The sequence below is a fragment of the Agrobacterium sp. 22-221-1 genome, from assembly GCF_053522445.1.
Map to the genome: position 1 here is coordinate 235,960 of NZ_JBNWCL010000002.1, position 12,339 is coordinate 248,298.

Here is a 12,339-nt window from a genome sequence, read left to right on the forward strand (position 1 = left end):
TTCAGCAGGCAACGAGGTGGCCGGGCGAAACCTCACGATATTCACGCGGCTTGACGACATAATCGACCGCGCGGATCGGGCTTTTCAGCTCGTCATTCGCCGCACCGCGCCTTGTGTTGCGGCGATCCGGATCGGGCACCGGCACGGCCGCCATCAGCTTGCGGGTATAGTCATGCTGCGGATTGTCGAAGACAGCGGCGCGTGGGCCGATTTCGACGATCTCGCCGAGATACATCACCGCCACCCGATGGCTGACGCGCTCCACCACCGCCATGTCATGGCTAATGAACAGGAAGGCAAGGTCGAGGCTCTGTTGCAGGTCCAGCATCAGGTTGATGACCTGCGCCTTGATGGAAACATCCAGCGCCGACACGCTCTCATCGGCGACGATTACCTTGGGCTGGAGCGCGAGCGCGCGCGCTATGCAGATGCGCTGGCGCTGGCCACCGGAAAATTCATGCGGGTAACGCGAAGCCATGTCTGGCGAGAGACCGACCTTTTTGAGCATGTCGGCCACCACTTCCTTCGCCTCGCGGGCGCTTCCCATGCGGTGCTCCAGAAAAGGTTCGGCAATCGCCGCACCCACCGTCATACGCGGATTGAGCGAGGCGAAAGGATCCTGAAAGATCATCTGAACCGTCTTGCGCATGTCCCGCATGCCCGTCTTGTCGAGCGCGAGAATGTTTTCGCCGTTGACTACGACCGAACCGGCATCCGGCTCTATCAGCCGCATGATGGCGCGTCCGGTGGTGGATTTGCCGCAGCCGCTTTCGCCCACCAATGACAATGTTTCACCGGCCCTGAGATCGAAGGACACGTTTTCCACCGCGTGCACCCGGCCGCTGAGGCGCCCCAGAAGACCGGAGTGAATATCGAAACGCTTGGTCAGTCCCTCCACCTTGAGCACGGGCTGTGCAGCGGCGTCGACGGTATCGGCCGGACGCGCCGGCTCCTGCGTCTCTCCCGTGATGGTGTTGACGATGGGAAAACGGAGCGGTCTTTCCTCGCCTTTCATCGACCCCAGAACCGGAACGGCGGACAAAAGTGCGCGCGTATAGGGATGTTTGCCGCGATGGAAAATATCCGCCGTCGCACCGACTTCCACCTGCTCGCCGCGATACATGACGACCGTACGGTCGGCGATTTCGGCGACCACACCCATATCATGGGTAATGAAGAGGACCGATGTGCCCTCCTCTTCCTGAAGCGTCTTGATGAGGTCGAGAATCTGGCCCTGAATGGTCACATCGAGCGCCGTCGTCGGCTCGTCGGCGATCAGGAGCTTCGGCCGGGAAGCGAGCGCCATGGCGATCATCACGCGCTGGCGCATGCCGCCGGAAAAGCGGTGCGGATATTCATCGAAACGCGAGGCGGCGGAGGGTATGCGGACCTTTTCCAGCAGGCGGATCGTCTCGGCCCGCGCATCGGCTTTCGACATCGACTGATGGCACAGCAGAGCCTCGGAAATCTGGTCGCCGATGGTGAAGAGCGGATTGAGGCTGGTCATCGGCTCCTGAAAGATCATCGCCACTTCATTGCCCCGCACCCGCCGCATGGCGTCTTCGGAAAGGGAGAGCAGATTGCGACCTCCGAGCAGGATTTCACCCTGCACCCTGCTGCTTTCGCGGTCCAGCAGCCGCATGATGGAAAGCGATGTCACGCTTTTGCCCGAACCGCTTTCACCGACGATCGCAACCGTCTCGCCCGGCCCGACATCAAAGGAAATATCACGCACCACGGGTTTCCAGCCGCCATCCACGTGAAAGGACGTGGTGAGATTGCGGACGGAAAGCACGGCATCTTCTGCACTAAGCGGCGCTGCCTGCGGCATGGTCATGATCGTTCCCTTCTTTTATGTTTCAACTCAAGCACGGCGTTGCGGCAAATTTCTTCTCCCCGCCGGGGAGAAGGTGGCCCGAAGGGTCGGATGAAGGGGCGACGCCAGCGATAGGTCGCACCCTTGCCCCCTCATCCCGCTGCCGCGGACTTCTCCCCCTCGGGGAGAAGAAGCTCGCGGCACCCGCTCGTTCCACATGCAGTCGTTACTTAGTCAGGCCAGCGCAGCATGCCGTCGAAACGGTGGCGGCTGCGGTCTTCGAACGGCGTCGCAATCACCTCGTTGGAGGCGCGCGCCTTGTCCAGCTCCTCGGCCAGACGGGCAGCCACGATGGTTTCCTGGCCGGGATGCAGGTTGCAGGGATCGAGATAGAAATAACGGTGCTCCACCTCGTGGTCGCGGACAATGATCGGCGGGCTGCCTTTGGCAAGCGCCGTCGTCAGGTCCCAGGCGGTGATATGGGCTTCTTCGGCGTCGATGATGACACGCAGCCGGTCGAGCGGGTTATTGGTCGGGTCGGGCTCGATCAGCGCCGTCACGCCGGGGCGTCCGTCCAGCGTCTTTTTCCAGAGATTAAGATAGCCGGTTTCGCGCTCGCGAATGCCGGCATGATCGCGCTTTTCCCAGGCTTCAAGCGCCGCCATGACGCCATAGATGCTTTCCTTGCCGACCTTCATGCCGCGGCCGATACCCATGTTCTGCAGGAAGGCGTTGCGCACCAGTTCCTTCTTGCCGGCGACGATGCCGGAGGTCGGGCCGCCGAGGAACTTGTGGCCGGAATAGAGCACCACATCCGCACCCGTCGCCAGAAACAGCTTCAGATCATATTCAGAAGCCGCATCCACGATGACAGGCACGCCCTTGGCATGGGCGATCTCGACGAATTCGGAGAGATGCAGCAGGCCGTAGTCGACCACATGGTGCGAGACGACATAGACCGCTGCCGCCGTCTTTTCGGTGATGGCGTTTTCCATATGGAAACGGTGGGTCGATGTCGCCTGCCCGATCAGCACCACCTTGCCGCCGCCGAGACGGATCGCCTGATCCACCGGCGCGCCATAGCTCACCACATGCCCCATCTGCACCAGCACTTCGTTCTTTTCCGGGGTCACATCGGGCAGTTTTTCGATGGCCAGCAGATTGTTGCCGGTGATCGCACCCGCAACCGCAAGGCTGATGCCCGAGGAGCATGAGGCCGTGACGAAACCGGCCTCGCCGCCCGTCAGCCTCGATATCACCGCGCTTGCCTTGCGTTGCAGATCGTTGATCTCGACGAATTGCGGCAGGATGGCCGCCATGGCCTCGACCGCTTCCGGAACGACAATCGACGCGCCGAGCGAGGTCATGGTGCCCGAGACGTTGATGACCGGGCGAAGGCCGATCCTGCTTCTGATATCCTCGGTCATGTCTTTCTCCTGTCTTTGCGATGCGATGGGCATCGACATATATGCCATAATAATGTAATAGCTTCTCAAAATTCATGAGGAGCCAAAATTGGACGCCCATAAACTGGACGAAACGCCTTCAACCGCCCTGTCCGACGCCGCCGAAAACGCAGACGCGAAGGCGGCCAAGCGCTCGCGCGTCAGCGGCATCGACCGCGCCCTTCAGGTTATTGATTACCTTTACGAAACCGGATCGCCGGCCGGCGCTTATGCGATTGCCAAGGCCATCAAGGCGCCGCTTTCCACCGTCTATGTGATCATCGACGATCTCGTCGAAAAGAACATGCTGGCGCGTAATGCCGATGGCAATATCTGGCTCGGCGCTAGGCTTTACCACTATGGCCTCGCTTATGCCCGCTCGCTGGATTTCATGGGTGTCGCCACCCACGAAATGCACGATCTGTGCCGCCATGCGGGCGAAACCGTGCAGCTTTGCGGCCGCGATGGCGACCATATGCTGGTGCTGGCCATGGCCGATGGTCCAAGCCATTTTCAGGTCGCCTCGCGTGTCGGCACCCGCGTTCCCTTGAACTGGACGGCGTCCGGCCGCCTGCTCGTCGGGCATTTGCCGGAGGCGGAGCGTGTCGAACTGTTCAAGCGCTGCGCCCGTACCTCGCCCACTGGCCGCGCTGAAATCAACCCGGAGACCCTGTCGCAATCGGCAGGCGCCGCTTTCCATGACAGGCTGTCGATACAGGTCGCCGAATCCGATTACGCCGTCGCCTGCATCGCCTCGCCGATCTGCGACAACAGGGGCGAATGCGTTGCGACGATTTCCATCGTTCTGCCGGAACAGAAGGTGCTGGCGGACGAAAACCATTATACCGAACAGGTCAGGGTTTCGGCGGAACGGATCGAAAAGCTGATGGGCTGGCGCAACCATTGAACGGCCTCAATCCTTGAGCGCGACGATGGCTTCTATCTCAACGGTGATGTTGCCCGGCAGCGAGCCGAAACCGACGGCGGAGCGGGCGTGCTGTCCCGCATCGCCGAACACATCGATGAAGAGATCGGAACAGCCGTTGATGACGCTCGGGTGATCGCGGAAATCGCTGACCGCATTGACCATGCCGAGCAGCTTGACCACCTTCTTCACCCGCGACAGGTCCCCCAGCGCCTCATGCATGACGGCAAGCAGGTTGATGCCGGTGAGCCGCGCATGGTTATAGGCCTCTTCCAGCCCGATTTCCGCGCCCACCTTGCCGGCGTAAAGATGGCCGTTTTCCTCCCGCGGCCCCTGCCCCGAAAGATAAAGCATGTTGCCTTCCACCACATGGGTGACGAAATTGGCAATCGGCGGCGGCGGCGGCGGCAGGGAGATGCCGAGCGCGGCGAGCCGGTCATAGGGCGAATGACGCCCCTCTGCCTCAAGCGAAGACTGTTTCACGCGAATTCCTCATAATATAGGGACGGGTATCCCTTAATCTCTGCGAAAGACGGAGGGGATTGTCCTCCTCCGCCTTGTCCATTTGGGTTCAGCGCCAGGAATAACCATGGCTGTGGCGCACCAGCTTGCGCGCTCTTGGAATATAACGGCTGGCAGCAATCGCTTCCGCGCCGATGACCGCGTAACGCGGCTCGAACAGACGCGTCAGGCGCGCCACATCGCCGTTGGAATCGGTCGCTTCCAGATCGGAATCCACTAGATCGAAAATGGTGAAGTCGGCGCGCTGGCCAACATCGAGACGGTTTTCCATATCGAGGCGGATGACGGAGGCCGGATTGTGTGTAACGGCCTCGACGACATTTTCGAAGGGCATATCGACCGACAGCAGCTTCGACATGGTCGTCGCCAGATCCCAGACCGGAAAATTCATCGAGTGGCCGTGCAAATCCGTGGAGATCGAGAAGGGCAAAAGGCCGCGTGCAATCGCTGCCTCTGCCACCTTGAAGGAGAAGGATGCGCCGCCATGGCCGATATCCAGCCGGATGCCTTCACCGGCGCAGCGTTCGGCAAGGTTGAACAGGTCCTCGTCTTCCATGATGCTGGAGCCCGACTTGCCGTTGAAGCAATGGGTCACGACATCGCCGGGGCCGAGAATTTCCAGCACCTCGTCATAAAGTGCCGGCGGTTCGCCCACATGCACCATCATCGGCACTTTCAGGATCTTGGCGATCTTCTTGCCGAGCTTGACCGGCGTAACACCCCAGGAGCCGGTGATAACATGGCTCGCCCGCACCTTGAGGCCGACAATATGTTCGCTGTTTTCGGCGTAACATTCGATGATACGATCGAGATCGATATCCTTGATGTCGCGCAGTTCCGGCACGCGGTTGCAGGCAACAAGGCCGATGGAGCCGAGATTGAGAAAGGCCTTGATGCGCTCTCTCGAGGGCTCGATGATATATTCGCGGAAACCGTGGAAATTCGCCTCGCCCGCCGAGCCGGCATCCACCAGCGTCGTGACGCCGTGTTCCGCCCCGCACTCGGAGGGGCGGATGGAAATATCGGTGCCGCCGTGCCAGATATGCACGTGCAGATCCACCCAGCCGGGCGAGATGAAGGCACCCTTGGCATCAATGCGCTGCGCATCAGCAGCCGCTTGAATGCCAGGCCCAACCGCGGCGATCTTGCCATCGCCACCGATCAGAATATCGGTCGAAGCCAGTGATGCACCCTTTCCGAAACCGACGGGTTTGACATTGGTGAGAAGAATGGGAGCTTGAAGAGGCGTTTTCGCCTGTTCGCCGGACGACATATTACAAATCCCTTCGCAGTCTTGGGTCGAGCATGTCCCGCAGCCCGTCGCCGACCATTTGCAGCGACAGCACGGAAAGAATGATGGCAAAGCCGGGGAAATAGGTCATCCAGTCCGCCTGGCCGATATATTGGCGGCCGGCGGAGATCATGGTTCCCCAGGTCGGAATTTCGGGGCTGACACCGAGCCCCAGAAACGACAGGCCGGCCTCGGCCAGCATGGCGCTGGCAAAGAGGAAGGTGCATTGCACGAGGATCGGCGAGACCAGATTGCGCAGCACATGCCGCGTCATGATGTGGAAGGTGGAGATGCCGAGCGCCTTCGCCGCCTCCACATAGGGCAATTCGCGGATCACCAGCGTCGAGGCGCGCACGATGCGGGCAAGGCGCGGCGAGTAGACCACCGCAAGCGCGATGATCACCGTCGTCAGCGACGGGCCGAGCGCCGCCACCAGCGCAATAGCCAGCAGAATATCCGGAAAGGCCATCATCGCGTCGATCAGCCGCGCAATCGGCGTATCCAGTTTCTGGAAGAAACCGGCGAGCAAACCGAGCGTGATGCCGATCAGCGCCGAAAGCGCCACCACGGCTGCACCGACCAGAAGCGACAGTCTTCCGGCATAGATGGTGCGCGAGAAGACGTCGCGACCGAACTCGTCGGTGCCGAACCAGTAAAGCTCGCTTGGTGGCTTCAGGCGGTTCACAATCGACAGCTTCGATGGCGAATAGGGCGCAATCATCGGCGCGAAAACCGCGAGAAGCACGAAAACCAACAGCACGATGAGACCGGCGGCAACCGTCTTGCGCTTCAGGAGACGCCGGATGAAAAGGACGGTCGGGTTGCGTGCCGGCGGGACGGTGGAAACAATATCGGCCATCAGTAACGAACCCTCGGATCGACCAGCAGATAAAGCATGTCGATTGCAAAATTGATGAGCACGTAAAGCCCGGCGATGACGAGAAGCGCGCCCTGAATGACCGGATAATCGCGCCTGAGAACCGCCGAGACGACAAGATTGCCGACGCCCGGCAGGCCAAAGACGGTTTCCGTCACGACCGCGCCGGAAATCAGCACGGCGGCGGTAAGTCCGAGTACGGTGAGAATGGGGATAAGCGCGTTTTTCAACGCATGTTTCATCACCACCCGGCGCTCCTTGACGCCCTTGGCGCGCGCGGTGCGGACATAGTCGTCACCTAAAACATCCAGCATCGAGGCGCGGGTGAAGCGCAGGATGAGGGCGGAGGAGACGAGGCCGAGCGCGATTGCCGGCAGGGTCAGGTGATACATGCGCTCAAGGAAGCTTGCGCCCGGACCGCCATAACCCGATACCGGGAACATATCGAGCCGGACGGCGAAGACCTGCATGAGAATGAGGCCAAGCCAGAAGCTCGGAATGCTTGCCGCCAGCATCGCCACTGTGGTCGCTGCCTGATCGACAAAAGAGCCACGACGGTAGGCGGCATAGATGCCGATGGGAAGGGCGATGACACTGGCGATCAGCAGCGAAAAGATCGTCAGGAAAAAGGTTGGTTCGGCCCGGTCCAACAGCGCTGAGCCAACCGGCATGTTGAGAAAGATCGACTGGCCGAGATCGCCCTTCAGCAATTGCCCGATATAATAGACATATTGCACGCCGAGCGACTGGTCGAGGCCGAGCCGGCTGCGCAGCTCCGCAATGTCCTGCGCCGAGGCATCCGGCCCGAGCATCACGGCCGCCGGGTCTCCGGGCGTGACGCGCAGGATGACGAAGACGATGGTGACGACGAGAAACATCACCACGATCATCCCGGCAAGTCTCTGGAAAATATACCGTATCACGTATGTATGCTCCGAAGCGCGTGATGGACCGCTATCAGGCGACGGTTAAATGGAGTTGTCGATGGGTGCCGATAATTCCGGCACTCACGGTCGGAAAACACTTGCCTCCGTCATGCCGGACTTGATCCGGCATCCAGCCACCACGCGTCTGCGTGGTGAAAGATTCTCTGCGACCAGGGACCTGATCGCGCTGAACCCCGGCTCAAGGCCGGGGTGACGGCGAGCGGTGCCGGTCTTACTTCGTGACCGAAGCGTTCCAGAAATACGGCCAGGGAGCCGGATCGACGCCTTCCAGCTTGTTGGACTTGGCCGCCACGGCGTTGAAGTCACCGATCTTGATGAGCGGAAGCTCGGCATAGATCGTCTTCTGCACATTGGCCCAGAGCGCGACGCGCTTCTCCGGATCGGCTTCGGAGGTGAAGGCATCAACCGCCGCCTTGCGCGCCGGCGTATCCCACCAGCCCGGTGAACCGGTTGAGAGCGCACCGATCAGCGCCGGCTCCGGCAGGAAGGGGCTGTGGGTGATATAGACATCCCAGAGCTTCGGGTCGGCGCGGCGCTGTGTCAGCGTCGCCCAGTCCACCACCTGCATATCCACCTTGAAACCGGCAAGTTTCAGATATTCCGCAGCAACCTGCGCCATCTTGTAGTGGAACTCATACTGCCGGCTGGTGAGGATGCGCAGCGGCTCGCCATTATAACCGGCGGCCTTCAGCTTTTCGGCAGCGGCTTCCGGGTTGCCGACGTTGTAAGTGCCCTTGACGCCCTCTTCCGAATGCCAGGAGAAATTGGACGGATAATAAGCGCCGTCAAGTGCGTAAAAATCCGTGCTGCCGAAAGCGGCCGCCAGCATGTCTTCCATGTTCAGCGCTTCGGTCACCGCCTTGCGAACCTCCAGCTTGGAAGAAAGCCCCTCCTTCGTATTGAACACGAAGACCGGATAACCGAAGGGCTTCAGCATCAGCGGCTGCGAGGCCGAGGAAGACTTCACCTTGTCGAAGGATTCGACCGGAATGGAATCGACATAATCATATTGCCCGGAAACGGCGGCTTCGACGCGGGTATTCGGATCGGGCACCGGAACGAAGCGGATTTCATCGAGATACTGATGGCGTGCGCCGCCATAACCGTCGCTTTCGCCATCGCGGGACTTGTAGCCATCGAAACGGACGAGCTGGATATACTGGTCTGCCTTGCGTTCCTTCAGCATATAGGGGCCGGTGCCGATGAATTCGGCCATCGGCTCCGCCTGCTTTTCGGCCGGCAGGATGATGGCTGCGGAATTGTTGAAGGCGAGCAGCGAAGCGAGCGGCGCATAGGGCTGCTTGAGGGCGATCGTTACCGTTCCGGCATCCGGCGCGGAGATATTGTCGATGAAACCGGCGGCCTGCTTGCCGCGCGAGGCGATCTTCATCCAGCGGCCGAGCGAGGCGACGACATCTTCGGACGTCATGTCGCTGCCGTCATGGAACTTGATGCCCTGCCTGAGCTTGATCGTGTAGGTTTTGCCGTCCGAACTGATCTCGGGCAGGCTTTCCGCCAGAAGCGGCGTCACCTTCCAGCCCTTGTCGAAGGTATAGAGCGTTTCGAAAATATGCTGCGTGACGATGCCGACGAGATCGGCGGTAGACGCCATGGGATCGAGGGTCGGCGGCTCGCCGATGGTGGCGACATTGATGACGCCACCCTTCTCCGCAGCCATCATTACACCCGGCGCAAGCAGCAAAGCGGCGGTGGCGAGAAATGCAAGTTTACGTCTCATGGTCAAGCTCCCAGCTCTTATGTGTTCCATTATTATGTTATATGCATCTTTATAACAGAATATCTCGATAAGACGCCTTGTCAATGACAATGCGGCACGATGATGGGTTTCCATGATCGGCGAAACGCAAGAGAAGTCTTCGGGAGAGGTGGCAGCACCGTTTAAGGCAATGAAAAAACGGGAGTTTCGCCAAAAAAGCGGTGTGCCGTGATATCCATCTCTTCCGGCTGGGAAAGCGGGAATGACGACCGGCGTTTGACTGCAAAGGAAGAAAGGGAATTAAGAAGGTTGGATATTTCGCATTTGCGAACAAAGTGCTATTAAAGAGCGGACTAACGCTAGGCCACCACAGACATACCCGCACATTCTTATTAATCATTACGCTATTTGACGCCGCCAGCCGTATTTTCAAGGGCTGCAGACAGACCTGATATTCTACACCGCCAAACTTTATTCCATGGCGGAACATTAATTTTTATTACGTTGAAATTATTGAGGAAATTATGAAGACGGCAATCGTGCATGACTGGCTCACCGACAGAGGCGGGGCCGAAAAAGTGCTTCACAACCTTCTTGAAATTTATCCTCACGCGGATCTGTACTGCCTTGTCGATTTCATGAGCGAGCGCGACCGGGGGTTTCTCGGTGGCCGTCCCGTCAACACCTCCTTCATCCAGAAGCTGCCTTTCGCCCGAAAAAAATACCGCTCCTATCTGCCGCTGATGCCACTCGCCATCGAACAGTTCGATCTGAGCGGCTACGATCTGGTGATTTCCTCGAGCTATGCAGTCGCCAAGGGCGTCATCACCGGCCCGGGCCAGTTTCACGTCTCCTATATCCATAGCCCCATCCGCTACGCTTGGGACCTCCAGCACCAGTATCTCAAAGAAACCAGACTGACGCGCGGCTTCGCCTCATGGATCGCGCGCGCCATTCTTCACTATATCCGCATGTGGGACATCCGCACCGCCAACGGTGTCGACCTGATGACGGTCAACTCCAAATTCATCCGTAACCGGGTGCGCAAGTGTTATGGCCGCGATTCCACCGTGATCTATCCGCCGGTGGACACGTCCCATCTTTCCCCGTCCGAGCTTAAGGGTGACTATTTCGTCACGGCATCGCGGCTCGTGCCCTACAAGAAGGTGCACCTGATCGTTGAAGCCTTTGCAAAGATGCCCGACAAACGGCTGGTCGTCATCGGCGACGGACCGGACATGAAACGCATCCGCGAAATCGCCACGCCGAATGTCGAAATCCTCGGTTTCGTCGGCAATGACGAGCTTCACAAATACATGGCCGAGGCCAGGGCCTTTGTTTTTGCAGCAGAAGACGATTTCGGCATCGTGCCCGTCGAATCCCAGGCGCTCGGCACACCGGTCATCGCTTATGGCAAGGGCGGCGTGCTGGAAACCGTCGTTCCGCTCGGGGCCTCCAACCATCCGACCGGCCTTTATTTCGGTGAGCAGACACCGGAGGCGATCTGCGCCGCCGTACAGGAGTTCGTCGACAATTCCGACCGCTTCGACAAGAACGCCTGCATCAACAATGCCGCACGCTTCTCACGCGAGCGTTTCCTGCGGGAATTCGCGGATACGGTGAATTTCGCACTGGCTGAGCGGGCGTAATTAAGAAATGCCTTCGGCCAACATCTACACATGAAAACTTCCATTGAGTGCTTGGATGAAACCTAATAATCCGCGTGACTATAGTTATGATGTCGCCAAAGGCCTGTGTATAATCCTTGTTGTTTTCGGCCATGCGGAAAGAGGCCTAAATGGTTCTGTCGCGCCGCCGCACTTCAGCCTTATGGGCTTCGCCGACTATGCAATTTACACCTTCCATATGCCGTTTTTTTTCTTCGTGTCGGGACTGTTCTTTTCTGGACAGGATGCCGCACCTAGGGATTTTCTCGCCAAGATCGTAAAAAATGTCGTTTATCCCTATCTATTCTGGTCAGTCCTGCATGGCAGCCTGATGGTGGTGATGGGGCGTTTGGGTCTTACAAACACGACCATCGATTTTACCAGAGTCCTGGAAATCCTATGGAGCCCGATCAGCCCCTTCTGGTTTCTTTACTCACTATTTTTCTGCCAACTTGCCTCTCATGTATTCGTTCGGGTGCCGGCCATCGTCCGAGCGGCATTCGCGCTTATTCTGTTCATTTTCTTTTATCTGCAAGGCCAACAGGTCCCATGGGACATTGCGTACGGCTTCATTTATTTCACACTCGGCGTTCTCGCAAAACAATACGGCTTTCAGCAGAAGCGATACACGACGCCCTCATTTCTCGCGCTACTGGCAGCCTTTGCGATTTCCACCTATATCTCGTGGCAAATTGAAATCCCCGAACGGTTTCCTTTCTTATCGGCGGGTCTCGGCATAGTCTTGATGATCGCAATTTCGCAGGCACTAGTTATTCGTGAAAGCCCTATTTCATTGATGTTCAAGACACTCGGCCAGTTGTCCGTCGGAATTTATGTGATGCATATCATCGCCATCGGTTTTGGCCGGGCTGTCGCGGTCAAGTTGCTTCATGTAACGGATATAGCTAGCCTGTTGGCAATCACGACAATCATTGGCGTTGCCCTGCCCGCCATTGTTCAGATGGCCGCAATACGTTTCGGGATACATGAATGGGTGGCTCTGCCCGCTTCGGCACATCGTCGACATAATGCCAGTGCTGCATAGCAGCCGAAGGGTTTGACGAATAGCGTGGACGCGAACCTCGCGATTCCGGGAGTTAAAGAACGACTTGAAGTCGCGGGCAGGCTCTTT

10 protein-coding genes are annotated in these 12,339 nt (G+C 58.7%); 3 read left to right on the forward strand and 7 right to left on the reverse strand.

Features of this window, described 5'->3' with window-relative positions; translation table 11 throughout:
• Nucleotide 1: 1 nt before the first annotated feature.
• Together ACQZ5N_RS04625 and ACQZ5N_RS04630 are read right to left on the reverse strand one after the other, a co-directional pair.
• Complete coding sequence (locus ACQZ5N_RS04625) at nucleotides 2-1,837, reverse strand: ABC transporter ATP-binding protein (protein WP_448732238.1); 1,836 nt, start codon at nucleotides 1,835-1,837, stop codon at nucleotides 2-4.
• Between the two features lie 209 nt (nucleotides 1,838-2,046).
• Entirely contained in the window at nucleotides 2,047-3,243 is a 1,197-nt protein-coding gene (locus ACQZ5N_RS04630; protein ID WP_448732239.1) for an aminotransferase class V-fold PLP-dependent enzyme, read from the reverse strand.
• An 88-nt stretch (nucleotides 3,244-3,331) separates the two neighbouring features.
• Here ACQZ5N_RS04630 and ACQZ5N_RS04635 point away from each other — a divergent pair, with 88 nt between their 5' ends.
• Nucleotides 3,332-4,168 carry an IclR family transcriptional regulator gene (locus ACQZ5N_RS04635; protein WP_448732240.1) on the forward strand — a complete coding sequence of 279 codons (837 nt, stop codon included), beginning with the start codon at nucleotides 3,332-3,334 and terminating at the stop codon, nucleotides 4,166-4,168.
• Nucleotides 4,169-4,174: 6 nt separating this feature from the next.
• On the opposite strand, the gene ACQZ5N_RS04640 is transcribed toward ACQZ5N_RS04635, so the two are convergent.
• The 5 genes from ACQZ5N_RS04640 to ACQZ5N_RS04660 form a co-directional block, all read right to left on the reverse strand.
• Nucleotides 4,175-4,669: a RidA family protein gene (locus tag ACQZ5N_RS04640; RefSeq protein WP_003519868.1), complete on the reverse strand. Its 495-nt coding sequence runs from the start codon at nucleotides 4,667-4,669 to the stop codon at nucleotides 4,175-4,177.
• An 88-nt stretch (nucleotides 4,670-4,757) separates the two neighbouring features.
• Nucleotides 4,758-5,981: an amidohydrolase/deacetylase family metallohydrolase gene (locus tag ACQZ5N_RS04645; protein WP_448732241.1), complete on the reverse strand. Its 1,224-nt coding sequence runs from the start codon at nucleotides 5,979-5,981 to the stop codon at nucleotides 4,758-4,760.
• A 1-nt stretch (nucleotide 5,982) separates the two neighbouring features.
• Nucleotides 5,983-6,858: an ABC transporter permease gene (locus tag ACQZ5N_RS04650; protein ID WP_080837379.1), complete on the reverse strand. Its 876-nt coding sequence runs from the start codon at nucleotides 6,856-6,858 to the stop codon at nucleotides 5,983-5,985.
• The gene (locus ACQZ5N_RS04655) at nucleotides 6,858-7,799 is read right to left on the reverse strand and encodes an ABC transporter permease (protein WP_035220817.1); all 942 of its coding nucleotides are present in this window, start codon (nucleotides 7,797-7,799) and stop codon (nucleotides 6,858-6,860) included. The genes ACQZ5N_RS04650 and ACQZ5N_RS04655 overlap by 1 nt, the downstream gene beginning before the upstream one ends.
• Nucleotides 7,800-8,034: 235 nt before the next feature.
• On the reverse strand, nucleotides 8,035-9,561 hold the full coding sequence (locus ACQZ5N_RS04660) for an ABC transporter substrate-binding protein (protein ID WP_448732242.1): 1,527 nt from the start codon (nucleotides 9,559-9,561) through the stop codon (nucleotides 8,035-8,037).
• Nucleotides 9,562-10,064: 503 nt separating this feature from the next.
• On the opposite strand from ACQZ5N_RS04660, the gene ACQZ5N_RS04665 reads away from it, so the two are divergent.
• A complete protein-coding gene (locus tag ACQZ5N_RS04665) occupies nucleotides 10,065-11,189 on the forward strand; it encodes a glycosyltransferase family 4 protein (protein ID WP_448732243.1) in 1,125 nt (374 codons plus the stop codon).
• 55 nt (nucleotides 11,190-11,244) lie between these two features.
• Nucleotides 11,245-12,252, forward strand: coding sequence for an acyltransferase family protein (locus ACQZ5N_RS04670; protein WP_448732244.1), 1,008 nt, complete (start codon nucleotides 11,245-11,247; stop codon nucleotides 12,250-12,252).
• Nucleotides 12,253-12,339 lie beyond the last annotated feature (87 nt).